Consider the following 26008-nt stretch of genomic DNA (forward strand, 5'->3'; position numbering starts at 1 on the left):
CAGAGGAAAAGGCTGGATGAAAAGCATCTGTCAGAACGAAAAAACTTCCGCCAGCAGTGACGGAAGTTGGGGGGATTTGGTTTTCACTTGAGCAAACGAAGGAATTCACGCATGAAGCCAGGCAAGTCTGGCCATGCATGTCCGGAAACAAGATTGCCATCGACATGGAGCGTTTCTGTTTGGTAGATCGCTCCGCACGCCTCTACATCGGGTCTGCATGCCTGGTAAGCTGTGATTTCACGTCCGGCTAAGTGCTCGCGAACGATGGTCAATACTTGGGAACCATGGCAGATGGCTGCGACTGGCTTGTTGGTCTCGAAAAAGTGCGCCACAATCGGCTTCAAGTGCTCATTGAGCCTGATATGCTCAGGTGCCCGTCCACCCGGAATAATCAAGGCGTCAAACGCCTCAGGGTTAATATCTGAGAATGCAGCATGGGCGGGAAGCTGATAAGCTGGCTTTTCTGTGTATGTCTCACTGTGTGCTTCGAAATCATGGCAAACGGTGTGTAGGGTTTTCACGCTGGGTGCTGCAATGACCGTTTCATACCCTTCTTCCAAGCAGCGGTAATACGGATAGAAAACCTCCAGTGCTTCTACAGCATCACCTGTTACAATCAACACTTTTTTGCTCATCACACAGCCTCCTCATGACGATTTTTAAGGAATACACTCCTCCTGATTTCAATTCTTTGGCTGTACGGTATGCTCCTGCCTCCTTTCCTGCAAATTTACAAAACTTTCCTCGACAACAACCAAAACGCTTTCCAAAAGTATCTTGGATAATCCACTCCAACTGGCAGAAACTACAACAAAAGACTACGAGGCTGGAGGGAGACGGCATGCGAGTTTTCCGCCTAATCATTCAGATCAGCTTGTGCGTGGTTGCAGCTATTTCACCACTAGAATCCGTCGCCGGAGTTGCTCCGTCCGCCAATGAGCAAGACCCGGTTCTGCAAGAGCGCTTGCAAGTTTTTTTGCGCTTGGAATCGATGTACGGCATTCCGTGGAATTATTTAGCAGCCATTGATCAATACGAGCGAACCATGAAAATACGCCGGAAGAAGCAGGAGCAAGAAAACGTTTCACGACTAACAGCCGTGGACATTCCAAGCGATCGTTGGGCAGGTGCATTCAATCCTGATGCAGAGGATACGAATCCGGTATCCATCCAATTTTTTAAAGGCATCGGGATGGATGGAGATGGCGATGGTGTCGCAGATCGTCACAACGATCTCGATGCACTCACTACCTTCATTCACTACCTATCCCAATACGGCTTCTCCCACGAGGATTGGCAAATTGGTCTTTGGTCGTACTACCAGCGGGATCGTTCTGTGAAGACGATCAGGCAGTTCGCGCAGGTGTATGCAAAGTATCACCATCTGCACCTGGATGAGCGGCATTTTCCTATCCCCGCGAGGTACGATTACAGCTACCGCAGTACATGGGGGGCTCCGCGTGGCTGGGGTGGTCGTCGGATCCACGAGGGGACCGATATTTTTGCGAGTCACGGCACCCCAGTACTCAGCACAGCGTACGGAGTCATTGAGGTAATCGGCTGGAACAGGTTTGGCGGATGGCGGATCGGCATGCGTGACATGGGCAATGTGTACCATTACTTCGCACATCTTTCCTCGTTTAAAAAGGGATTGAAGCCGGGTGACATCGTGGAGCCAGGAGAAGTGCTCGGATATATCGGCAGCTCTGGATATGGGAAGCCCGGCACCTCAGGCAAATTCCCTCCCCATTTGCACTACGGTATGTATCGGGAAACAGGTGGCGCAGATTGGTCATTTGATCCTTATCCGTATTTACGTCGTTGGGAACGGCAAAAGAAGCGGCAATGAAGCCGCTTCTTTTTTATGGGCAGCTCTTTTCATTGACAGACATCATCCGTAAAAATACAATAAAAATAGAAAAACTGGACAGTCGTCCAAAAAAGAGGTGAAAAAGTGACTACCCAGAAAAAAGCCGAAGCAAAACGGGCATTTTTGATTGAGCAAGCGACTGCTTGTCTGGCTGAAAAAGGGTATGCACATGTTTCCTTGCGCGACATAGCCAAGGAATCTGGCGTCTCACTGGGCATTCTGCATTATTACTTCGCAAGCAAAGAAGAGCTTTTGCTCGCTGTCATCTCTAGCTACAAAGGACGCTTTATGGAAGAGTTGGAACGCGAAGTGATCGCAGCTCCATCTGGTGAATGGTCAGCAGCTCTAGCTCGTGTCTTGTGCCGGAGTCTACAAGAGGATCGGAAGCTGCATCGACTCTGGTATGACTTGCAGGTTCAGGCCATGTACGTTCCGGCGTTTGGTGAGCAGGTAAAAGTCATTCGATCCCGCCTGCATCAGCTCATTTCTCGTATGCTCGTACGGTTGCAGCGCGAAGAACAATCCTCATTGACCATCGACGAAGACTCCGCAATCTCCCTCATTTACTCTGCAATCGACGGATTCCTTTTTCAATTTTTGCTCGATGAGTCACAGAAGCCGGAAGAAGCGATTGCCCGTTTTGAACAGACCTTTGCCTATTTGATGCATACACTCTTCTCTTCTGAATCTTTATCTTCTGAATCGAGGTGAATCATGATGGCAATCATGTCCATGCAAAATCCCGCCACAGGTGAGCTGCTTGGTTCTTTACAGGAAGCGACTCCAGAACAAGTAAAAGACGCGATGGCACGTGCGCGTCTCGCCTTTCCAGCTTGGTCCACTACATCGTTGGCTGAGCGTCTGGACTATTTGACACGGTTGCGGCACTATTTAGTCGATCACGGCGAAGAAATCGCCCGAAAAATTAGTGAGGCTACCGGAAAAGTTACATTGGAATCGTACATGACCGAAATTTTCGTCACTGTCGACACGATTCGGTTTTATGAAAAACATGCTTATCAGATGCTGGCCGATCAGCCGGTACCAACCTCCCTCGTGCTGTGGCCGAAGAAATCGTATATCCACTACAAGCCGATGGGTGTCGTCGCGGTTATCTCTCCGTGGAATTATCCATTTCAGCTTGCCGTCATTCCCGTATTATCTGCCCTCGTAGCAGGCAATACCGTTATTTTAAAACCTTCCGAGGTGACTGCTTCTACCGGACTGCTCATGGAAGAGGTGTTTTCCGCTGTTTCTATGCCGGATGGAGTCGTTACCGTTCTGCATGGAGGACGCGAAGCTGGACAGGCGCTGGTAGCTGCTCGCCCAGATAAAATCTTTTTCACAGGCTCTGTCGCGACAGGCAAAAAAATTATGGCGGCAGCATCGGTGCATTTGATCCCGGTAGAACTGGAGCTTGGCGGAAAAGACCCGATGATCGTGTTTGAAGACGCTCATCTGGAACGGGCAGCAAATGGTGCGGTATGGGGGGCTTTTACGAACTCCGGACAGGTATGTATGTCTGTTGAACGGCTTTTTGTCCATGAAAGGGTCTATCCTGAATTTCTCAAGCTGGTCACCGAAAAGACAAAAGCATTGCGCCAAAGTTATCCGAATCAGGCCGAGGTCGGTTCGATGACGTCTTCCCAACAAATCGGAATTGTCCGTGAGCATGTGAACGAAGCACTGGCTGCGGGCGCGACAGCAGTCACCGGAGGACTCCCTTCCTCTGACAGCATGTATATCGCGCCGACCATTCTCACAAACGTGACATCTGACATGAAAATCATGCGGGAAGAGACCTTTGGTCCGGTATTGCCGATCATGACTTTTGCCACCGAAGAGGAGGCTGTCCGCCTGGCTAACAGCTCACCGTACGGGCTGAATGCCTCGGTATGGTCAGCCGATAAAACAAAAGCGGATCGCGTAGCTCGTCAGCTCGAAAGCGGCAATGTGTGTATCAATGACGTCATTATCAGCTACGCCAATCCCCATCTTCCTTTTGGCGGGGTCAAACAGAGTGGCATCGGCCGTTATCGCGGACCTTCCGGATTGCAAGCCTTTACGCACAGCATCTCTGTCATCCATGATCCGGGAAAACGCAAGCGTGAGTTCAATTGGTATCCGTATACGAAAGATCAGGAGCTCACCTTTGTTGGATTGACGAACCTCTTGTACGGCAAGCTCCAAAATGTAAATCGTCGGACTTTGGGTGCGATCTGGCGCGAATTCAAGCGTCTATTCTAACCACGCCGGAATGCTATCGCTCCTTATTTCAGTGTGCCAAAACCGACGATATCCACATGAACCTTAACGTTGATTTTCGCTTTTCTATAAAGGGCGAGACCCGTTTGCCGTGTCCATTTGCCATCATATTTTTGGCGAATGCTCTCCTCGAGCTGCGCCGGGTCAACCCCTTGCTTTTGAAAACGTACCAGCATATCCACGCTTTCCTTTTTGATTCTTTTTTCAAGCTCTTGAACCATAGTCTTAAATTGAGCCCGCTTCTCCAAATCCTTGCTGCCTGAATAGCCCACCAGCATCCCTCTTACCCGAAGCTCGATGTTGATGACAGGCTTTTTCAGGCTGCCTTTGCTTCTTACCTTCGTTTTTGCTCGCACAAAATCGAAGACGACCTTTTCCGTTTGTTTTTTACCTGTCTTCGTCTCGTGCTGGAACTCGAAGCTCATACGGGGCAAGCGTTCTCTTCCCAAAAACCCCTGAACCAGCTTCCCCTCTCGCTGCGTGTACATTCCGATCATCCTGTCTACTCGAAAAAGAGCCGCCTTGATGATCTGAATCTCTCCGTTGCTGTGAATGAGATAAGGAAGATTGGGGTCCATCGTGTTGCTGGTCATCATAAAAACAAAATCGTGAATGGTCGAAAAAGACGAAAAGGCCGTTTCCACTCGCGGACGAAGCAAGTTGTTCAAATACGTGTTGATTTCCGGCCTGTGGTTATAGGTTCCTTTGATGACATCTTTCGCTTTTCCTTTTACGACGGCAATGTATACATTTTCTCCTACAATCGGATTGCGATAGAGATCAAGGATGACTTTTCCAATCCCGACTTTGCGGGCGTATTCTTCACTGAACAAAATCACACGCAATTGCGAGAGGGACATGGTCCTCTCTGCTTTTGTTGCAAGATTCAGCATTGCCTCGCTCGTCATCGAGGCAAGAGTCGAGTACACCTGTGTCGATTCCTTATTTTTGGAGGGAACCGGTACCGCTACGGTGATATCTATCTTTTCACGATCCACATAATCGAAGCCCATAACCCCAATCATGGCCATGTCTTCCAGTGCCGGCCGTTCGAGTTCGCGCCCACAACCGCAAAGGCTGAGCAAGAGGATAACCGAAACAATGAGCCAGCTCGCCCTCTTCATGATACTCGCTCTCCTCTACCAAACCTCAAGGAATGCAGCAATAATAAAAAAATCGGCCACAAGATCAATCCATAGGCCATATAAACAGTCACCTTGTCATAAATGTAGCGTTGTTTTTCTACAGATAATGGCCCCACAATGAATAGAAACGAAATGATTGTCGGTACAAGTAGATGCCACAGCCTCGTCTTTTCTGCCATTTCTTCAAGACCAGTACGCGCAACCCACAAATAACCCGTACTCGTGCTGAGAATAAGGAAGACCCAGAGACCAATCCCGAGATTTTCGATCCGCTCCAAAAAAGACAGCTCTACAGCCTTAAACAAATTCAAAATGGGATAAATGAGATTGTCCATTTGCCATTCGGAAAAATAAGACACACTCGTGAGCAGAATCATGACGTACAACAAAACAACGATCCATACCCCAATTAGCACATGCTTGTGTGCCTTGTTCTTCTCTTGGATATAGGGGTAAAAAAACAAGACCAATTCATACCCAAGCATGCTCGCGTAAGAATTGTGCACCGTTTCGGCTATACTGCGCCAATCTGTATGAAAAAGAGGAAAAATATGCATCATTCCTCCCTTTTGAAATCCGTACGGCAAAAGAAAAATCATCCAGCCCGTAAAAAAGAACGTTAGCAGGCAAAAGCGCGCGATCAATTTGATGCCGCCGTTTGTAATGTAGACCATGACTAATGTCAATCCTAGCAAGGGCAATGTGACAGTCTGATTGTTCAGCATGGAGGTTTGCACCAACCTGATATATCCTTCATTCGCAGTAGATACATTCAGAATGGCGTAGACGATAATCAGGATATTGAAACAGCCTCCCAGCCATTTTCCCAACAGCTTTTCGTGAATCCGAAAAAGATTATCCTCTGGATAGCGACGGCACAAGGCCATCATCGGGATTAGCGTTAAGCTGACGATACATCCCAGCAAAATCGGAGACCACCACAGATTGTAGCCCATTTTGCTCGCATGATGAGCCAGTCCAAGTAAATTAACCCCTACCATCGTATTCATAATCAATCCGATTACCAGGATCGGATTCAGGCTGTGAATTCTCCCTCTATCCATCTACCCTAGTCCTCCCCAACTGGCCGGACATGCTTTTGCTTTGCCCGGGACATGCGGTTGCGATTGACGATAAATCTCAATGGTGCACGTACCAGACTATTCATCAAATCAGTCCATTGACGCGGAACCCCCGGAGCCATGTACGGCGTCCCGAGTGAAGTCAGATTGAGCAAGTGCGCGAATAAAAATGCCAGTGCCAGTATCTGGCCGTACATGCCCAATGCACCTGCCATCAAGATGAAACCATAACGAACGAGCCGAATCGCATTACTCATCAAAAAATTGGGTGGCACAAAAGAAAGCAGTGCCGATACAGAAACAAGGACGATCAAGATATTACTGGCTAACCCCGCTTGTACAGACGCTGTCCCGATCACGATACCGCCAACGATACCGATGGTCTGGCCGATTTTAGTCGGCATGCGTATCCCCGCTTCCCGCAGGATCTCGATGACAAGCTCAATAATGAGCACCTCGATCACAGGCGGAAATGGCACCTGGCTGCGCGATTCAGACAAAATCGTCAGTAAAGCGGGGGGAAGCATTTCCGGATGATACGTCAAGACAGAGACGTAACTGGATGTGAGCATAATGGTGATAAATAAACCGAAAAAGCGAATCATCCGCAGCAGGCTCGCCGTTGACCAGCGATTGTAAAAGTCTTCAGGACTGCTAAACATCTCCAGAAAGGAAGTCGGACAGATCGCGGCATCCGGACTGCCATTCAGCATGATCACGATTCTACCGTCCAACAAAGCTGCTGTTGCATTGTCCGGCCGACCCGTCAAGCCAAACTGCGGGAACGGAGAGTATGGCTTGTCCTCCAGCATTTGCTTCAATATAGGCATCCCGACAAATCCGTGGTAAATGACATTGTCGATCCTTTTTTTCACGCGCTCCACATTTTCCGCGTTCGCGATATTGTCCAAATAAATCACAGCTACCTTGTTCTGCGCCTGGGTACCAATCGTGTAGCTCGATACTTTCAGATGAGGCGTAGCCAGTCTTCTCCGAAGCAAAGACAAATTGATCTCCAGCATTTCAACAAAGGAGTCTTGCGGTCCAAGGACGGTCGCCTCTGTCTCGGATTTCGTAATGGAACGGTGCGCCACCTGAAATGTATTCACATGCAGAATGAGGTCTCTTTCCAGGAAAAACAAGATGGTATGACCGCGTAGCAAGTTACTCATCAACGTCTCCATATCGTCAAGAAGACATTCCTGTGAGAAAGGAAGCGCCTGCATCGGATCTCTACCATCGGAACGCTGCAACGGAAGAAAGACATTCTCATAAATCTGGGACACATCCACCAGCGTATCGAGAAAAAAAACGTGTACCTCTTCGTCATTCATCTTCAATGACAAGCTACTGAGGTCATCCACGTTTTGCATGCATTGTTTTACCATATCGGGTGTAATTTGTTCGCTTCGCCGCGCATGAACCGAACCGATGCGCCGCTTTGCTTGTATGGCCTGTACTTGCGCTCTCCACCAATCAGTCGGCTTCACGCTAGATCCCCCCTTTTTTCAGGAAAATCTTTCTTACTTTGACCTGTCTGTGGTGATTTTATCCAAAAAAATAGAAAACGGGAGCCGAAGCCCCCGTCGAAACATCTCGTTCCCTATGAAATGATTAAGCGAACTGCTTAGATAAATTAGCCATTTCGATCGCTGCCGTTGCTGCTTCCCAGCCTTTGTTGCCTGCTTTTGTTCCCGCTCGCTCGATGGCTTGCTCGATATTATCTGTCGTCAAAACACCAAAAATAACGGGTATCCCAGTCGATAGAGATAAGGACGCAACTCCTTTTGCGGTCTCATTGCAGACGTAATCGAAGTGCGGAGTGGAGCCACGAATGACAGCTCCCAATGTAACAACCGCATCATAGCGCCCGGATTCTGCCATTTTCTTAGCGATCAACGGAATTTCAAATGCCCCCGGTACCCAAGCCACGTCTACCTGCTCATCTTCTACACCATGACGCTTCAGGGCATCGAGAGCCCCTCCGACCAGCTTGCTCACGATCAATTCGTTAAAGCGTCCTGCCACAATCCCTACACGCAAACCTGTTCCAATCAAATGTCCTTCGAATGTTTTCATGCTTATTCCCTCTCCTTATCCGTGCAGATGAAGCAGGTGACCCAGCTTCTCTTGTTTTGTTGATAGGTACTTTTTGTTGTGCAGATGCTCCAGCATTTGAAGCGGCACCCGTTCTTCTACGGTTAATCCGTAACCGATAAGCCCGCGGATTTTTCGTGGGTTGTTGGTCAAAAGCCGCATGCGTTGCACTCCTAGATCACGTAAAATTTGCGCACCGATACCGTAATCGCGCAGATCAGCGGCGAACCCTAGCTTTTCATTGGCCTCTACGGTATCCAAGCCTTCCTCTTGCAGCTTGTAGGCACGCAGCTTATTCAGCAAGCCAATACCTCTGCCCTCTTGGCGCATGTACAATAAAATGCCGCGTCCGCTCGCTTCTATCTGTTCCAAAGCAGCGTGTAGCTGTGGACCGCAATCGCAGCGATGAGAGCCGAAAATATCTCCTGTCAAGCACTCCGAGTGAACGCGGACGAGAACGGGCTCATCCGGTCCAATCTCTCCCTTGATGAGAGCCACATGCTCTTTTCCATCCAGCTCGTTCGTATAGGCCGCCATCCGAAAATCACCGTAGGCAGTCGGAAGCTGCACTTCGATTTCCCTTTTCACTATGGATTCCGTCCTCATCCGATACGCGATCAAGTCTGCAATCGTAATCAGCTTGAGATCAAAGCGGCGCGCGATCTCTACCAATTGCGGCAGACGTGCCATAGAGCCATCCTCGTTCATAATTTCGCAAATGACTCCCGCTGGAATGCTCCCCGCCAAGCGAGCTAAATCAACTGCCGCCTCCGTATGTCCCGCTCTGCGCAATACACCGCCAGACTTCGCGATCAACGGAAAAATATGTCCCGGTCTGCGGAAATCTTCTGCCGTCTTCTGATCGTCCAGCATCGCCAAGACCGTCAAAGAGCGCTCATGAGCGGATATCCCTGTGTGTGTACTCCCTTCATCGATGGACACGGTAAAAGCCGTTCCTTGCTTGTCTGTATTGGACTTCACCATCGGATGGAGCTGCAAGCGAGTTGCGTGCTCTTCTGTCACCGGTACGCAAACGAGTCCTCTCCCATGTGTAACCATGAAGTTGATCATTTCAGGCGTAGCCGCTTCGGCCATGCAGACAAAATCCCCTTCGTTTTCCCGATCCTCATCATCTACCACGATGACCGCCTTACCCTGACGCAAATCTTCCAATGCTTCTTCTATGCGATGAAACATGCTTTCTCCCTCCTCCTCACGCGAAGCCGTTTTCCTGCAAAAAGGCTAGACTGAGCCCGCCAGATTTTTCTGTACCGCCATGATTTTGATAGCCTAACAAACGCTCCACATATTTGCCGATAACATCTGTTTCGAGATTCACCAAGTCCCCAGGTCGTCTATCTGCAAGACTCGTATTCGCCAGCGTATGCGGAATGATCGAAACGGTAAAACCGCTGTCGTTTACGTCCACCACGGTAAGACTGATGCCGTCTATGCAAATCGATCCACGGATAATCACGTACTTTAACAGTTGCGGCTGGGCCTCCATCCGAAACACGACAGCGTTCGCATTCACCTCTCGTGAAGCAACCATTCCGGTCCCATCTACATGTCCGGAGACGATATGCCCGCCAAAACGGTCCCCCAGCCGCATCGCTCTCTCCAAATTCACTCGCTGCCCGCTGCGTAATTGCCGCAAGCTCGTCTTGTTCATCGTCTCTGGCATCACATCGACGCTAAACTGACGATTCGTATAAGAAGTAACCGTAAGGCAAATACCATTGACCGAGATACTGTCCCCGAGCTTCACCCCTTCGAGTACCTGCTGTGCGCGGATGACCAGTCGACTCGCCTGCTCGTTCCCTTGAATCGATTCCAACACGCCCACTTCTTCGACCAGTCCCGTGAACATGCTCTCTCCTCCTCATTTGCTACGTCTGATCCTCCCATTGTGGGTACCCGATGATCTGTATATCACCTTTCCCGATCGGCGTGATCGAGACATTTGTCAGCGGTACCGCCTCTCCCATCGTCGCAAAGCCTTGACCACCGAATGGCGAAGGCGCGCCACTTCCTCCGATCAGCTTTAGCGCGATATGGCTCACGACCTTTTGAATCGCTCTCGCCTGCAAAAAGGAGCCATTGACTTCCTGCCCGCCTTCCACAAGCAACGAGGTAATCCCCAGCTCACCCAACGTATCCAGCACCTTTTCCACGCGAATTGGCCCTGCCGTTGTGATGACCCTTACTCCTCTTGCCACAAGCAGCTCCTGCTTTTCCCTTGGGGCTGCATCTGTCGTAAAGATCCACGTCTTCGCATCTGCATTCTGGACGACATGGGCATCCAGCGGCGTCCGTAATTGGCTGTCCAAAATCACTCGAACTGGCTGCCTTCCAAAACGCTGCTCTTCCTGGCGCGCCGTCAACAATGGGTCATCCGTGAGAATCGTCCCAACCCCGACCAGGATCGCATCGTGCTGCCGGCGCAGTTCATGCACCTCTGCCCGAGCCTCTGCTCCAGAAATCCACCGGCTGTGTCCCGTGAACGAAGCGATTTTCCCGTCCAATGTACTGGCCGTCTTTACCGTCACAAATGGACGTCTGGTCTGAATGTAATGGAAAAAGACCTCATTGAGCACCCTCGCTTCCTCTTCGCTCACGCCCACCGCCACTTCCAGCCCTGCTGCCCGCAGCATCTCCATTCCTCGTCCCGCCACCAGCGGATTCGGGTCGAGTGTCGCTACAACGACACGACGTACATCAGCTGTAATCAACGCCTCTGCACACGGCGGTGTTTTCCCGTAATGACTGCAAGGCTCAAGCGTCACGTACACGGTCGCACCTTGCGCTTTTTCCCCAGCCATCCGCAGTGCGTGCACCTCCGCATGGGGCTCTCCTGCCCGCAGATGTGCTCCCATTCCCACGATGGTTCCATCCTTCACAACCACAGCTCCGACCATGGGATTCGGACTGGTTTGGCCTCGTGCCGATCGTGCCAGTTCCAGCGCCAGTTCCATGTACTTGCTGTCCTGTTCCATACCGCACTCCTTTCTGTCCAGCATTCCAGCCAAGCACAACGCAAAAAGCCCTTGAAACCTCAAAGCGTTTCAGGGCATAGGGAAAGAAGCCTTACCTCATCCGTTTTTCGAAAAAAACAAATGAAGAAAGCACAAAAATCTTCTTCCATCCGGACTGTACCGTCGGCTCTGGGTTTTCACCAGATCAGTCGCTGCAAGCGTGGTCAGCGAGTCGCGGGCTCAGACGTACGTACGCCATTACCGCCGGTCAGGAATTTCACCTTGCCCTGAAGATTGTCGCTATGAGGTTTTATGAAAAATAAAAACGCCCATGAATATTATGCTCAGGGCGTTCAGAAAGAAGCCTTGTTTCTACCGTTTTTTGAAAAAACAGCGAAACAGGCCGTTCCAAATACCTTCTCCCATCCGGACTGTACCGTCGGCCTTGGATTTGCACCAAGTCAGTCGCTATCAACTGCTTACGATAGCGAGTCGCGGGCTCAGACGTGCGTTCGTCATTACCGCCGGTCGGGAATTGCACCCTACCCTGAAGGCTGGTATTCAGTTAGGCAAAGTATAGCACATTTTTCGCTATTGTCTGTAATCATTTATTGGAGAAGTGCACTTTATCCTTGCTCGCACTCTTCAAGGACGGTCAGGAGTTGTTTCAAATCATTTATGTACGCCCTTGGCACAACGCCATTTTGCTCCATGTCCTGCTCGTTCCCTTGATAGGCAATAAAAGCGACTTGTCCGTCGCATGCCGCCTTTCCATCGATCCACGAATCCCCGATCATCGTCCAAGCAGAAACAGGCCAATCTGGCATGCGGCTGCGAATATAGTGAATGCCCGATGGAGATGGCTTCAAGACCGTCATCTGCTCGCGAGCTACGATTTCGTCAAAGTAAGAGGCGATTCCCGTCTCGTTCAACGCCTCCTCTGCCGCGGCGTAGGCGTTGTTGGTCAGGATATACAAATAGTAGTTCTCTTTCAAGCGATCCAGCACTTCCACCGCATGCTTCTCCAATACAGCTCCATGCATGCCTTCCTTCTCAATCGCGGTTACTGCTTCCCACATAGCTTGTTCCAATTCACTCGTCATCTGCTCCGATTTTCTGCCAATCTCAATGAGCTGTGATGCGGTATACTTCTCCCAATCGAGAGTCGGCTCTACAATTCCATTGTCCGCCCACAGTTGAAAAATGGCCTGTTTCATCGCGGCAAAGTTGATTCGGGATTGCAGCAAGGTATTGTCCATATCGAAAATAATGCCTTTTGGATAGGATTTACTCATTTGTGGTCTCCTTTTTTAACAACTCGCCATGTCTGTTCAAGAGCAACGGTGTAGGCTTGAGCGTCGCCCGTCGGTGCCAGTTGATCATTAATCCACAAAGTCGCCGCTATATATTGCTTGCTGTCCTTCAGGCTTTGTCCAACGATCCCTCCCGGCTCTGCCCCAGCTTTTGCGAGTACGTTGTTTTCGCTTCCACAGACTACGCGAAGAACTTGAGCGCTCTCTAATCCATCCAGCAACTGACGATCATCGCTGTCTGTGAGCTTCGAGAAAAGCTGTACAGAAATGGCTTCATATGTCTGGCTCTGCCCTGTCTGATGAAAAATAGGATCGTGATCCTGCTCCATGAAAGATTGATAGTGCTCTCTACTCTCCCAAACAGTAAGAATACAAGCTTCCAACGGCTGATGCTGATTCCACCCTCCGACTTGTCCCAGAAAGCCTTTTATGTCCTCTAATGATCTCCATTTCGCTTGGGCATGGGAAAACGATTGCTTCTGATTTTCCGTTACTTTACATGTAATCCATTTGATCAGCATTTCCAAGCCTCCTACGATCTTTTACAAAAAAGGAAAAGCAACAGTTCTACACTGTCGCTCTTCTCCACACACTACGGATTTTCCTTTATTGTTCCTTTTTCTTCGGGCTAGGAAACAATGCAGAAGTAACAGGGGGTAAAGAATTTGCTGCATCAATAAATTTCTGCTTGGCTACATTACCTGAAACAACAATTATCTTTTCAGTATCAAAGTAATACAAGTAGCTATTATTCAAATGATCCTTACCTATATATGCTTCGTTGCCATTTTTTAGTAAGACTGTTTCTCGATCAGAACTAGGTGTAAACGGAAAGCGTTTATATACGGTAATCGTAACGATCTCTTTTTCGTTTGCAAACACCCAAGCATTCACTTCTTTTTCTGGAATATTCATTTTTGTTGCATTGAACTTTTCGAAAGGTAATTGTAAACCCTCTTTATCTGTAAACTCTGTATTCCCCAACAACCTTACAAGCCCATAAACTCCCCAACTAGATGAGGGATTATGTTCATACAAAAAAATAGCAAAATTGTTTTTCCCCTCTGGAGAACGTATAGCCACTATACTCTTTTCTCCAAGGGTCGTTTCGAAAATGACAGAATCCTTCTTAGGAAATTCTGTGGTTCCATCTCTAAACCCAACCTCGTATTGATGGACGACAGCTTCAGAAGGAGAAGAGACATTTTGAGGTGGATCAACAACCTTTACCCACTCCACTTCTTTTAATGCATGCTCCTCCGGTTTTGGAGCTGCAGTATTATTAGGTAGCACTTTATCGTTCGGATCCTTAAGTTTATCTTCTTGGCACCCTAATAAGAGGCTGCATACAGCTAGGAGTATTATGGGTATTAGGAGTCTATTTCTCATTCTCAACTCTTCTCCTTCTTAGCAGTAATTAGAATTTTTCAGTTCTTGCTAGTTTGGCTTTGTGTTTTGGACCTATTACCTTGATTCTCTTTTTGTCTTGAATTTTGCAAGTGGGGGTTACATAGTAATGGTCTCCTTCCCAAGTCTCCGTATAAGCACCATAATCAATCCATCCCCACTCACCAGGGCCTACTGTAATGGTAGTTGACTCTTCTGTCGTCCATGTTATGCTACCGCCTATTTCGAAGCCTGCTGTCGCTTCGATTACACCCCAATTCCATTTTCCTGATCCAGTAACTTTACCTGAAATCGTAGTGCTGGAACTTAATTTCGACGTTTCAGTCAAATCTCTACTGGTTTTATTGATAACTCTCGTTCCAGAATCCCCTAGTTTGAAGCCGCTTGCTGTTCTTTTCGCTGTAAATACCCATTCACCTTGATCACACCCAGCTGTGGGTCTTACTTTACGCGCATCCCCTCTATATGACGTTGTTGATGTATTTGAGGTAACATGCGGCAAATTCGTGATTCTATTTTCATTTACGAAATTATAAATCTCGCTGTTCGGTACTTTATACTCAATTCCATCGATGTAATAATAGCCACCCTGAATATTTTCAATATTATGATCAGTTTTTGCATTTGCTTGTAATCCCCCAGAAGTTACAAGAGAAGCACCAATAATTGTAGCCATTGCTACTGAAAACAGTTTTGATTTTTTGTTCATTCCCGTTTACCTTCCTTATTTTTATATTTTTACTATTCCGGTTTATTATACAAATATTTTACAAATATTCCACAAAAATAGAGATAATTCTCACAATGTATTGTTAAGCACAAAAAACAGAGGCTATCCCAACAGTAGATATTTCTACTTGAGAACTGCCTCTGTTCTTTTCATCTACTGTTGCTCAAATTATGTGCAAACGAAAGGGACAGCCCCTTTTAGGGGTCAGATGCCGAGTTCCTATTGCTTCTTCTTGGCGCTGTCTACTTCATACGGCACATCCTTTGGAACTCCTCCAGCTGGCCAATCCTGTGCCTTTTTGGCAAAGTCTGGACGTGGCTTGGACAAGATATAGGCTGCTAGGTCCGCTGCTTCTTGATCCGTTAACGAGCCTTGCTTGATACCGCCCATTTCACCTAGAGGCATATTGCGCTGAATGTAGCCAGCAGCTTTGGAAATTCGGGCCATACCTGCACCAATATTGAAGGAGTTATCTCCCCATAGCGCTGGTCCAGAGTTTGGTCCTGTTCCTGAACCATCAGCTGCATGGCATTGCAAACACGATTTTTGAAAGAGGGCTTCTCCATTTGCCACATTCGGTTGAGGTACGCTCTTCATATCATTTTTCTCTATCCACGGACGCTCTTTAATTCCTACTGGTACATCTGTTGAGATATACGTCAGATAGGCAACCATCGCTCTCATTTCATCGCTGTTGTAAGGCAATGGCTTTCCGTTCATACTTCGTTGAAAACAACCATTAATGCGATCCTCAATGGTAAGCACTTTGCCAGACCTTGGAATGTACTGGGGATAGACTGCGGTGACACCCGTTAAAGGAGAGGTAGCATCCATTCCGGCATTCCCGTGACAGCTGGAGCAGGAGAGCTTATTCCCTGTGTATTCAGGGATCGCTGTACTCGTTTCATTCATTAACTTATGTCCATACTTAATCGATTCTCCCAATGGCCCCTCTGGTACCTTGTCCATACTAGGCGGGGTGTAGGTATCTAGATTGCTCGCTCCAGTTGCCCCACTCGCTGTTTTATCTTTGGCCTCACTCGCTGTTGGGGTGGGTTGAGCAGTCGGCTGTGTAGCGCAGCCTGCAAAGACCAGCATCGCCACTACTACCATAGACAGCTTCTTCCAGCCTGTCTTCTCTTTTTTAATCATAGGTCTCACTCCTCCATGTTGATCGTGCATTCACTACAGGAGAGTAGCAAGAGGCGTGCCATACGATAGATGCAGGAAAACGAACGGCCTAACGCTTCCAAACAGCAAGAAAAAGAAAAGACCATGCCAAAATGTCATGGTCAGTACGCGACAAAATGTCACGGTCGCAGCTCATACTCTTCGATTTTTCGGTACAGATTGCGTACGCTAATCCCCAGCTTCTCCGCTGTCTTGGTTTTGTTCCATTGCAGAACGTCCAGCACATGCTTGATATGTTCTCGCTCTACATTTTTCAGTAAAAACGCCTCTTCCTCCCCAGATTCTGCTGATGAAATAAGCTTCCTATCTGACGGGTTGTGAGGTACTGGCTGTTCGTGAGGAAAGAGATCCTTGTCGTCAATTTCCTCCCCTTTTGCCAAAACGACAGCCCGTTCGATCATATGAGCCAACTCCCGAACATTCCCCGGGAATGAGTAGGCCAAAAGAGCTGCCTGCGCTTTCACAGAAAGCGGTTTGACTGGATACTTACGCTTGAGTCGATTCAAAAAGAAAGCCGACAGTGGCAAAATGTCCTCTCTTCTCTCTATGAGAGGTGGAATCGTTATATCCATGACATGCAGCCGGAAATAAAGATCGGATCGAAACGTTCCTTCTTCCACTTTCTTCTCCAGATCAGCATTGGTAGCAGCAATGATACGAACATCCACCTTGTGCAGAATCGGGCTCCCTATTCGGCGAAATTCACCGGTTTCCAGAAAACGGAGCAGCTTGACCTGCAAAGGAAAAGGCAAATCCCCTACTTCATCCAAAAAGAGCGTCCCCAGATGGGCAATCTCTACCAGTCCCTTTTTCTGCGCCGTTGCACCTGTAAAAGCTCCCTTTTCGTGCCCGAACAGTTCACTTTCCAGCATCGTTTCAGGTATCGCCCCCAAATTGATCGGTACGAATGCCTCTGCTGCTCGCTCACTACATTCATAAATGAGTCTCGCGATGACATCCTTCCCTGTTCCACTTTCCCCTTTTAAGAGAACGAGAAAATCCGTGCTGGCTACTCGCCTAGCAGTTGCTAGGACCTCTTTTAGCCTCGGGCTTTCCGCAACGATTTGAAACGTCGTTTTCCCGTTTGTCGATAGCACTTCTTTCAACTGTTGGTTTTCCTCGGTCAGCAGCTGTTTTTCGACGGCCTTGGAAATCAAAACCTCCAATTCATTGAGGTTGTAAGGCTTTGTCAAATAATCATAAGCGCCGCGTTTCATCGCTTCGATAGCTGTTTCGATTGTTCCGTGTCCGGTCACAACAATGATTTGAATGGCAGGAGAGGTTTCCTTGCACCATTGCAAAAAGGAGAGGCCGTCCATCCCGGGCATTTTCAAATCAAGCAGAATGACATGAATCGTTTCGCTGGTTACTAGCTTCTGTGCGCTGATTCCGTCAGATGCTTCCAGCGTGGTATATCCCTTTCTCTTTAATCGACTGGTTAATAGATGGCGGAAATCTGCTTCGTCATCAACGATGAGTATACGTGTGTCTGCGTGCATCTTTTGTTCATTCCCCCTTTGCTGACGGCAGGATGACCGTAACAGTCGTGCCTTTGTTTGGTGTACTTTCGATCTCGATTTCTCCGCCTAAATTCGTCACAATCCCGTAGCAGACCGATAACCCGAGACCAGTCCCTTTTCCAGGAGGCTTAGTTGTATAAAACGGCTCCAAAACATGGGGCAAATCTGCTGCGGGTATACCGCATCCATCATCTCTGATCCACAGACGGAGTCGATCATTCGATGGAGAATCAGTTGCTATCTCGATATTTCCTCGCTCTGTGGTCGCGTACAGCGCATTGGTTAACAGATTGAGCACGATCTGCTGAAGTTGTCCAGGCGTAGCAAGAAGATACGGAGCAGAGGCCAACAGAGACTGGTTCACCGTTACCTGTTTGACACGTATTTCATGGGACAGAAGAATGAGAATGTCTGATAGGACTTGATGAATATCTACTTTTTCTACGGTAACGGGTGATTTCCCCGAAAAATGCAGCAATCGGGTCGTGATTTCCTTGCAACGGTTAATTTGTTTATCCATCGTGTCCAAGTATTGGGTAAGCTCTCCTGTATCCTGCAAATCTCGAATATCCTCGTCCACGAGACGGTCTCGCAAGTCTTGTCCATACACCGACAGAATACCTAATGGATTATTAATTTCATGGGCGATGCCCGACGCCAATAGTCCAATAGCAGCGAGCTTGTCCGCTTGTGCGATAGCGGCTTCTAGCTCTCGTTTCTCCGTGATGTCCTCGATGACCTCTAGAAAAGCAGACGACTCTTTCTCCGGATGCAGAGGGAAAACCTGATGTCGATAAGAACGGACACGTCCATCCTGATCGACTCTGGAGGAAATAAGGTCAGTCTGTTTTTCGTTTACCATTTGTCGCGTTCGGAGCATGCAACCACTGCATGAGCTGAATTGCTGACCAATCGTCTGATGGCAGTCTTTTCCCAGGAGATTAGACGCATCCTGGAACCACGCCGACGCTGTTTGGTTAATCCAGCGAATGCGAAACGACTCATCTACGAGAATCAGCCCCATCCCCATACCACTGACGACGAGATCAAGCCGTTTCTTTTCTTCGAGAAGCTGATTGGTCTTCATCTCCAGACTTTGTGCCATTGCATTACAGGACGCTGCTAACCTGCCAATTTCATCTGAGGTCGTCACTGGTATTCGTACGGATAAGTCGCCACCTGCGATTTTTTGCACAGCCGATTCGATCTTTTCCATTAATCGACTAAACGAGACAGAGAACACAATGCTAATCCCTAGAACGATAAGTGCGATAAATAAGGTCGTAAAGAGCAGAGATTGTTCCAATTTTGAAAAGGCAGCAAACGCCGTTTGGCTCGACTGCTCCAGCATAATGACCCAATGTGTGACCGAAGAGCGCATGGCATAGTTGACCATGACATCTCCATTGGAAGCTTGATACGTACGGATAACAGGCTTTTCCATTCGATCTGGTAGTGTCCAGGAGGGAGGAACCGCTTGTTCATAATAGGTCAAAGAGCCATCAGAAGGCTTGCCCAGCATAAATGGATCGGCAAACCTATCGCTTTTCCCATCTGTGACGAACAAATAGGCCTCGTTTTCATAGCGAGCTCGCAGTGTGACTTGTTCGAGTAACTGTTTTACATTGAGCTTTGCGTACATGCCGCCTTTTACACCGTTGGCAGATACATGAGGGATCGCGACAGTTACCAGTAGCTTCCCTTCTGCTGATCGGACAATGCTTCCGATGTATGGTTTTCCCGACTGGATCGTGGAAAGAAGTTGGGTGTCTCTCTCCTTGGGTGTGTCCTGCCTATGGTGTTTCCAGCGATTCAGCAAATACTGCGGCTCTCCATCCTGATGAAAAAGCGCGACTTCCTCCATGTAAGCTGACGTTTTCAATAACGTATTCAGCAAGAAATAAGCATCGTCATCGCTAGGGCGCTCATTGAGAAAACGCTGCTGAACCACCTGCATGGATTGGGACGTATGTAAAAAAAGCATATCTAACTGCGCCAACGTATTTTCCACGTAGATCTGATTGGCTCTGTCTACCTCTTCTCGAACCTTTTCTTTACTGGTATGCAAATTGATATAACCAAGAATCAGAAAAGGGATGATGGACATGAATAGCCCAAACAGGAGCATTTTTGTCTTCAGTCGATTGATGCGCGGTAGTCTGCTCCTCCTCATTTGTTCCTCACTCCATACCATTCTTGTGCCAGTGACCACTGTTGGTCGGTTACGGTAATAGGAAGCTTAGACAGAGAAGTGGCATTGACAGCTAACCGCACGTCATTCGGCCATTCGATTGACAGAGCTGTTGGAGGCACTCCATCCAACACCCGAGCCACCATATGAGCAGCCTGCATGCCTTGTGCATGAAAAGAAACGCCGTAAGCGGCATACAAACCAGCCTTCACCTGCTCGGGGTATGCGCCCATGACAAACAATTGCTTCTCGATCAAAAGAGGTAAACAATCGATAATCGCATCTTCCAGAACGTAGCTAGGTAAAGGGAGCATGGCATCGTATTCTCCTGGAGAGAGCCCACTGAGCAACTGCTCTAAGTCTTTTGGGGAGGCAACCTGCTTCACCTGTAAGCGAATACCAAGCGAGGCAGCAGCTGATTGTGCTTCTACGATGGCTTGCTCTGTCGTAGGAGCATGAGAATCGGCAATGACCAGAAAGCGCTTGGCGTCAGGCAACAAACGAGATGTCAGCTCCAATCTTTTCCCAATGACATTCATTTGGCCATTACTGATGCCACACGTAACCGTTCCCTCAGTCTCAACAAGGGGTAGCTCTGCCATTGAGGCGACACCAATAAAAACAATCGGAACCGTCGTTGTCTCCTGTTGAATCAAAAAGGTCTCATGCGCTCCTGTCGTTACGATTACATCAGGCTTTTTTGATATCAAGTCCTGGACAAGGGAGCGCTCCTCTTCTAGCGTCTGAACCGCATTCAAATAAACGGGCACATACTGAACACGTGCGCCTTCACTGAGACCTAACGATTGCAATCCCGCCTTTAATCCCGCTACTTTATCTTTTCTATCCTCATTGGCAATCACAATTCCTATCGTGTAAAGATCGACGTCCTGTTTTTGCTGACTACTGGACCAATCGAGCAGAGTTCCTGCCACTAACAAGATGAGAAAGAGGATTTTCCTTTGTTTCTTCATAGGTATCACATCCATCTCTCATCATAGCGGCAAATGATTGCAGAAAATGTGAATAATTAACAAACCTTGGTCTCTAACGAAAAAAAACAAAAAAGCGACAACCAAGAGCTGCCGCTTTTTCCTATTCCGCGATTACGGAGTGCTATTCGGTACATCCCCAGGAATCCGCGGCACATCCGGCTTGCCTTCCGGGTTGTTGTACAAATACGTCGGTACATCGCCAATGATCAAGGAGTGGGTGATCGGGATTTTCGTCGTGACCGTCTGCTCCTCAGTCGCAAAAGGGATAACAATGCGCAGATCGACCTCCACAAAAATATATACCGTCGCCAGCACCATGTTGATGCCTGCTTCTTTCAGCTCTGTCTCCAGCTTGGTCTTGACCGAGCCGATGGGCACGAAAGTCACTGGCAAATTCGGCCCCATCGATGCCAAAAAGGAGTTTCCGGTAGCCAAACCAAGCGGGATCGTGCGGTCTACTTTATCTTGTTCGAACTCTTGGAGCTTGTTCTGGACTCTCGCTGTTGTTTCGCCCACGATTCTCGCATATTCCTTGAAGTTGAACTGATACGCCTGAATCTGCCCCTCGTTGTTCTTCTCGATTTTGACAATCTGATTGAAGTCGACGCCTTGCTGTGAAATCCGCTTGGTTACGGCATCTGTTATCGCTTCTTTCGCCAATTGTTCAGCTTTTTGCGTAGCCAGGATCAAGAGAGTAGGCTCCAATCGATTTTGCAAAAACACAAGTGTCTGTATCGTCAAAACAAAAAAGATAACCAACGCGATCAAAAACGCTTTCGTACGTGAAAGCGGGTTTCTCCAACGCCGCCGGGGTCGAAATACGGCCAATCCCGACACCTCCCAACTGGTACATCCTATGGCTAGAAGGTGAAAAAAAGACTACGTGTATCAGGAGGCCGATTTCGATTTTTTGGGAGAAATAACAAGGTACAAGCCAAATCCGATCAGCCCTGCGACAAACATCAATTGGGCAAAGACCAGCATCCCCAATAAAGTGAAGGCACCCGCCAAGAATGGAGCCATGAGAAAACCAGCGAAGTACCCGCTTCGACTCAAGAGCCCCTGCACCCCCATCACCTTGCCGCGCAGCTCATTTTGGGCTTGTTGCAAAAGTGTGCTCTCATAAACCTGTGCTGCGCCGGAAAATAGACCCGCGAAAATCAAGAGCAATAGCACAGCCACAGCATGGTTTGCCGCGAATGCCCCTACAATCCCCACGGAAAAAACAGCATAAGCAACGAGCATCCCATTCACCAGCTTCACCTGCAAGCGAGCTGCCACATAGGAGCCAATCAAACCTCCGACGCTCATCGCCGTCCACATTAATCCGTGCAAGGTAGCGTCACTACCTCGCAACTGATCCGCCAAAAAAGGCAACCCGTAATTATACGCAGATGTACTCAGCGATACGAGAAAAGCTAACAGACTAATCGTCAGAAGTACGGGTGTGTCCCGCAAGTAACGAAGGGTGACACGAAAGCCACTCGTTGCTTTTCCTCTGATATCCGCGTCAGATGAAGTAGCAAGCGCAGCGTTTCCCTTCTCCTCCCAACGAAGTTTCGTCAGAATCCATGCAGAGAAAAGAAAGCTGGCAGCATCCAAAGCGATCACAATCGTATAACCATAGTGATCTGTCAGCCATCCTCCCAGCATGAAGCCCATGATGCCTACCAATGACTCCAGCCTGACCTTTAATCCATTGACCTGAACCAGTTGCTCACTCCCAAATATTTGTGGCAAGGATGCCTGAAAGCTAATATGAAACAGCGTATACAGCATTCCATTGAGAAAAGCCGCTGCGATTAATACATACGGTGTCGGATAAAATGCGATGGCCAAAATAGCAAGACCGGCCCCCAGGTCGGTTACGATCATGGTACGCCTTCTATCCATTCGATCAGCCAACATGCCTGCCAGGGGACTAAACAGCATCCCCCCTAGCTGTCTTGCAACGAAAAAAGCAGTCATCCAATAAGCACTATGTTCAAATGTAAAAATCAACGCGCTACACGCAATCAAATTCATCCGTGATCCCAAGGATGACAACGCATTGACATACAAATACCATTTCTTATTCATCTACATCCAAACCTCCCGATCATGACAGGTGGTTTGAATCAACGCCCCCCTCTAGTGGGTGCGTACACTGATTATGGCAGTTGACATGCGCATGCCTCCTCTTGAATGAAAATCAAAAAAAGCTTATGTTACTCGAAACATTCGGAAGGGGGACGTTCCCCAAATCGTCCTGTACGGCATTTATTGCCGTACTTCCATAATAGGTGGTGGGCCAGCAGATTGTCGATAGCACAAAAAAGGACGCTTTTTCTTTAAAAGCGCCCTAAATTCAAGTAATCCTGTTGATTTACAATGTAATAATAATGGTAAATAATTCCCTTTTGGACGAGCTCAGGCTATCACTACTCTTGAAATTTGATCATATGGTGTAGGAAGTATGACTTTCGTTTGGGAGGTTTTTTATGAATCTGGAACGTCTGGAACAAGCATTTGGGTCCCTCGTTTCACCTACTCCTGCCCAGCTTAGACACGCTCTCATTTCCTTGTCTCCCTGCATGGAACAACTCGGTCCATACATCCCGGAGCCACTAAACCTGCCCTATGGACGCAAAGTATTATTCTCCACGCCACATGTAGAGGTTGTCTTGATCCATCTACCGACAGATCAGGAATCCATTCCCCATAATCACGGTGACTCTTTTGGATGGGAATTGGTAGTCTCAGGTACGCTAACGAATATGATTTATGTCCAAACGAATAATGAAAATGAAGTACAACGAGCACAAACCACTCATGTCAGTACGGGTGAATACTATTTTGTAGAGCCTGGGGAAATCCACGCCATTCGCAACAATGGACAAAGTCCGGTTGTTTCCGTAAACGTCTACAGTCCTCCATTGCGTAATTGCCGCCACTATTGTTCCCTTTGAACTGAAAAACTTACTATTTTTTACAGGTTTTCCGTTATTTCCGATAGCTCATCCGCAGAGCTGGCTACCTGTGCCACCGCTTGGTTCATATCTTCCATGACTTTGAAGAAGTTTTCCAGCTCCCGCTGAATCCGTGAGCTCTGTTCTTTACTGTCTGAGACAGCGCTCATGATTCCTTCAAAAAAGGCATTCGTCTCGTTTACTACCGCAGTGCTCGATTGGACCAGCGCCTGAATTTCTACCACGACAGACGAGAGGACCACTGTCTGTTGGTTCGTCTTCTCGATCAGCTCACGCACACCGAAAACCGACTTTTTGGTCTGTTCTGCCAGCTTGCGTACCTCATCAGCTACGACGGCAAATCCGCGTCCCTGTTCGCCCGCACGTGCTGCTTCAATCGCAGCATTTAGCGCCAAAAGATTCGTCTGCTCAGCAATTGCCGTCACGACCTCTACAATCCCTTGGATTTTTTCTGCGTTTTTCTCCATCGCGTTCATTTCTTCCGAGATTTGCTTGACGCTGCTCTGAATCAAGCACATTTGTTCCTGTTGTTTTTCCAGCTTTTCTTTGCCTTCACGGGACAGGTCTTGTGCTTTCGTGGAAAAGCCCGTGCCATTTTCAGCAAAACGAAGCACTTCTCTCGACTGTTCTGTCAATTGTACAACAGACGCGCTGTTTTCTTCTGAGACCGCTGCCAGCTCATGCGCAGAATTGGTCAGGAGGATTCGCAGCTCGTCCTTTTTGTCTTGTTCTGCTCGCCGCGCCTTTTCATGCTCGTTTTCATATTCCTCCAGCACAATTTGCTGTTCGATGCTGAGAATCTTCGTGACGGCCGTGAGGGCTTGTACGAATTCGTCCTTGTCCGCGATATTTTTATGCAAGAGATCAATCAAGGAAACCATCATGTTTTGAAATGCACTCAAGTACCATTTTGGTTCCAAGCCTATTCGCATATGAATAACCGCAATTCTACTGCGCTGTTCAATGTAAGCGCTGTCGATGCGTCCGCTAAACATTTCGCAGATATGGCGGTTCAACGTTAATTTCAACCGTTCAATCGTACTGTTTTGGTTTACAATCTTCATTAAAAGCGGTTCTTTTTCAATACTGGTATAAAAATAGTCGACAATAGCGTCAATATTTTGAATGATAAGTGGCTGAAGTGCTTTCACAATGGCCAATTCTTCTTCGGTCAAATTGATCATTGCTAGTTGCTTCGCGAGGGTACTTTTCCCTACAATGTGCACTTCCCCCTTTTCCTTCACCCCCTGAAAAAAAGATTCACTTTTTCCTTTCCCTTTCAAACCAAAAAAGGTGGAAAACGGACATGTGCTCATAGCCTGAACTCCTTTTATCCGAGTACATATAACTCTGGAATATCCTTTCAATTATATACCCCTTTGCAAACGGGTGTAAACCGCCCACATGGGCTATGGGCGGTTGTTTGAGCCTAGCAAACACCTACATTTCCGCTTTCCTCACGACTGCCCGTTGCAGCTTCCAGCTTGTCTTGTCCCATTTCCAGTACGACTCCACATACGCGATCGTATCCGCATTGGCTACACCGCTGACTCTTTGTTCTCCTTTTAATTCACAAATACCATCACGATTCTCATCGATGGGCATGAGTACGCTGAACGTGTTAGGCATGACCTCTACTGGAGAAACTAGCTTCCCGTTCTTGTATACCCCATTTTCTTCATAGATTTTTTTGCGATCTGACAAATCCAGAACGACAGTCTCCCCCGTCTCCTTGATCGTCAATGACACTTTGTAATGATCCTGGTAGGAGCCCGAAATCGTCAAGGGCTGAGGAACAGGCAGAATCGCCGGCTTATTGTCCTTGTCTGCGAACAAATAAAACTCAGACGTCCCTGCACTACCCCCAGTCGGCGCCTGAAGTAAAATTTGTTGCACACCCCCGCCGGTAAAATCACAAAAGAACATCTCCGGCTGATAAGCGCCATACGGTGTTGTAAAAAAGGTTGTTTTTTTCGCAACGGGATCTTGAACCATGATTTTTAGGTGCTCGAAGTAAGGACTGTCTGCCGCAAACCTCTTTCCTAGCAACGTAACGAAATCCGGCCGACCATCGCCTGTCACATCCTGCCGTTTGATCTGGATTTGCTCGAACACAGTTGGAGGAGGCTGTACGTCTCTCCCCTCCAAGGCAAGAGCGACTTGTCCCCACCCGGCTCCTGTCAACATCCATACGATACAGCCAATCATACCTACCCTCTTGTTTGTCCACATATCGATACATCCACCTTTTCATCTGT

General features: G+C 48.0%; 24 protein-coding genes and 2 riboswitches. Of the genes, 4 read left to right on the plus strand and 20 right to left on the minus strand.

The features are described from left to right. Positions 1-83: 83 nt before the first annotated feature. Positions 84-635, minus strand: coding sequence for a DJ-1/PfpI family protein (locus HPY27_RS17645; RefSeq protein WP_017251378.1), 552 nt, complete (start codon positions 633-635; stop codon positions 84-86). Positions 636-841: 206 nt separating this feature from the next. On the opposite strand from HPY27_RS17645, the gene HPY27_RS17650 reads away from it, so the two are divergent. The 3 genes from HPY27_RS17650 to HPY27_RS17660 all read left to right on the plus strand — a co-directional run bounded on the left by HPY27_RS17650 (position 842) and on the right by HPY27_RS17660 (position 4117). Continuing rightward, the gene (locus HPY27_RS17650; RefSeq protein ID WP_017251379.1) at positions 842-1849 is read left to right on the plus strand and encodes a M23 family metallopeptidase; all 1008 of its coding nucleotides are present in this window, start codon (positions 842-844) and stop codon (positions 1847-1849) included. Between the two features lie 105 nt (positions 1850-1954). Beyond that, a complete protein-coding gene (locus HPY27_RS17655) occupies positions 1955-2581 on the plus strand; it encodes a TetR/AcrR family transcriptional regulator (RefSeq protein WP_017251380.1) in 627 nt (208 codons plus the stop codon). 3 nt (positions 2582-2584) lie between these two features. Beyond that, complete coding sequence (locus tag HPY27_RS17660; protein ID WP_174225572.1) at positions 2585-4117, plus strand: aldehyde dehydrogenase family protein; 1533 nt, start codon at positions 2585-2587, stop codon at positions 4115-4117. A gap of 23 nt (positions 4118-4140) precedes the next feature. Here the strand turns inward: HPY27_RS17660 and HPY27_RS17665 are convergent, their stop codons facing one another. From HPY27_RS17665 to HPY27_RS17745, 17 genes are all read right to left on the minus strand, one after another. After that, the gene (locus tag HPY27_RS17665) at positions 4141-5259 is read right to left on the minus strand and encodes a Ger(x)C family spore germination protein (protein WP_174225573.1); all 1119 of its coding nucleotides are present in this window, start codon (positions 5257-5259) and stop codon (positions 4141-4143) included. Then, positions 5256-6344, minus strand: a complete 1089-nt coding sequence (locus HPY27_RS17670) for a GerAB/ArcD/ProY family transporter (protein ID WP_017251383.1) — start codon at positions 6342-6344, stop codon at positions 5256-5258. Before HPY27_RS17670 ends, HPY27_RS17665 begins: the two co-directional genes overlap by 4 nt. A 5-nt stretch (positions 6345-6349) precedes the next feature. Then, entirely contained in the window at positions 6350-7852 is a 1503-nt protein-coding gene (locus HPY27_RS17675) for a spore germination protein (protein ID WP_174225574.1), read from the minus strand. Positions 7853-7976: 124 nt separating this feature from the next. Beyond that, positions 7977-8441 carry a 6,7-dimethyl-8-ribityllumazine synthase gene (gene ribH / locus HPY27_RS17680; RefSeq protein ID WP_017251385.1) on the minus strand — a complete coding sequence of 155 codons (465 nt, stop codon included), beginning with the start codon at positions 8439-8441 and terminating at the stop codon, positions 7977-7979. 15 nt (positions 8442-8456) lie between these two features. Continuing rightward, positions 8457-9656 (minus strand): bifunctional 3,4-dihydroxy-2-butanone-4-phosphate synthase/GTP cyclohydrolase II, encoded by a 1200-nt coding sequence (locus HPY27_RS17685; RefSeq protein ID WP_174225575.1) that lies wholly within the window; start codon positions 9654-9656, stop codon positions 8457-8459. Positions 9657-9672: 16 nt separating this feature from the next. Next, positions 9673-10329 (minus strand): riboflavin synthase, encoded by a 657-nt coding sequence (locus HPY27_RS17690; RefSeq protein ID WP_174225576.1) that lies wholly within the window; start codon positions 10327-10329, stop codon positions 9673-9675. A gap of 19 nt (positions 10330-10348) precedes the next feature. After that, positions 10349-11455, minus strand: a complete 1107-nt coding sequence (gene ribD / locus HPY27_RS17695; RefSeq protein WP_174225577.1) for a bifunctional diaminohydroxyphosphoribosylaminopyrimidine deaminase/5-amino-6-(5-phosphoribosylamino)uracil reductase RibD — start codon at positions 11453-11455, stop codon at positions 10349-10351. Between the two features lie 133 nt (positions 11456-11588). Next, positions 11589-11733, minus strand: a riboswitch (FMN riboswitch). 111 nt (positions 11734-11844) lie between these two features. Continuing rightward, a riboswitch (FMN riboswitch) is annotated at positions 11845-11993 on the minus strand. Positions 11994-12060: 67 nt separating this feature from the next. Continuing rightward, the gene (locus HPY27_RS17700; RefSeq protein WP_174225578.1) at positions 12061-12729 is read right to left on the minus strand and encodes an HAD family hydrolase; all 669 of its coding nucleotides are present in this window, start codon (positions 12727-12729) and stop codon (positions 12061-12063) included. Then, the gene (locus HPY27_RS17705) at positions 12726-13268 is read right to left on the minus strand and encodes a YdbC family protein (RefSeq protein WP_017251390.1); all 543 of its coding nucleotides are present in this window, start codon (positions 13266-13268) and stop codon (positions 12726-12728) included. Before HPY27_RS17705 ends, HPY27_RS17700 begins: the two co-directional genes overlap by 4 nt. An 85-nt stretch (positions 13269-13353) precedes the next feature. Continuing rightward, complete coding sequence (locus HPY27_RS17710) at positions 13354-14136, minus strand: hypothetical protein (protein WP_174225579.1); 783 nt, start codon at positions 14134-14136, stop codon at positions 13354-13356. Positions 14137-14164: 28 nt separating this feature from the next. Then, entirely contained in the window at positions 14165-14863 is a 699-nt protein-coding gene (locus HPY27_RS17715; protein ID WP_017251392.1) for a hypothetical protein, read from the minus strand. A gap of 240 nt (positions 14864-15103) precedes the next feature. Then, positions 15104-16036 (minus strand): c-type cytochrome, encoded by a 933-nt coding sequence (locus HPY27_RS17720; RefSeq protein WP_174225580.1) that lies wholly within the window; start codon positions 16034-16036, stop codon positions 15104-15106. Between the two features lie 158 nt (positions 16037-16194). Beyond that, entirely contained in the window at positions 16195-17574 is a 1380-nt protein-coding gene (locus HPY27_RS17725; protein WP_174225581.1) for a sigma-54-dependent transcriptional regulator, read from the minus strand. A gap of 7 nt (positions 17575-17581) precedes the next feature. Beyond that, positions 17582-19768, minus strand: a complete 2187-nt coding sequence (locus HPY27_RS17730; RefSeq protein ID WP_174225582.1) for a sensor histidine kinase — start codon at positions 19766-19768, stop codon at positions 17582-17584. Next, complete coding sequence (locus HPY27_RS17735) at positions 19765-20760, minus strand: ABC transporter substrate-binding protein (RefSeq protein WP_174225583.1); 996 nt, start codon at positions 20758-20760, stop codon at positions 19765-19767. Before HPY27_RS17735 ends, HPY27_RS17730 begins: the two co-directional genes overlap by 4 nt. A gap of 132 nt (positions 20761-20892) precedes the next feature. Next, positions 20893-21618, minus strand: coding sequence for a sporulation protein YunB (gene yunB / locus HPY27_RS17740; RefSeq protein ID WP_017251397.1), 726 nt, complete (start codon positions 21616-21618; stop codon positions 20893-20895). Between the two features lie 51 nt (positions 21619-21669). Continuing rightward, positions 21670-22860 (minus strand): MFS transporter, encoded by a 1191-nt coding sequence (locus HPY27_RS17745; protein ID WP_174225584.1) that lies wholly within the window; start codon positions 22858-22860, stop codon positions 21670-21672. Positions 22861-23261: 401 nt separating this feature from the next. On the opposite strand from HPY27_RS17745, the gene HPY27_RS17750 reads away from it, so the two are divergent. After that, positions 23262-23729 carry a cysteine dioxygenase gene (locus HPY27_RS17750; RefSeq protein WP_017251399.1) on the plus strand — a complete coding sequence of 156 codons (468 nt, stop codon included), beginning with the start codon at positions 23262-23264 and terminating at the stop codon, positions 23727-23729. Positions 23730-23749: 20 nt separating this feature from the next. Here HPY27_RS17750 and HPY27_RS17755 read toward each other — a convergent pair whose 3' ends face one another. Together HPY27_RS17755 and HPY27_RS17760 are read right to left on the minus strand one after the other, a co-directional pair. Continuing rightward, complete coding sequence (locus tag HPY27_RS17755) at positions 23750-25066, minus strand: globin-coupled sensor protein (protein ID WP_174225585.1); 1317 nt, start codon at positions 25064-25066, stop codon at positions 23750-23752. A gap of 124 nt (positions 25067-25190) precedes the next feature. Continuing rightward, positions 25191-25982: a hypothetical protein gene (locus HPY27_RS17760; protein WP_035291759.1), complete on the minus strand. Its 792-nt coding sequence runs from the start codon at positions 25980-25982 to the stop codon at positions 25191-25193. Positions 25983-26008: the final 26 nt, after the last annotated feature.

Origin of the sequence: Brevibacillus sp. HB1.1 (genome assembly GCF_013332445.1) — a bacterium.
GTDB lineage: Bacteria > Bacillota > Bacilli > Brevibacillales > Brevibacillaceae > Brevibacillus > Brevibacillus porteri.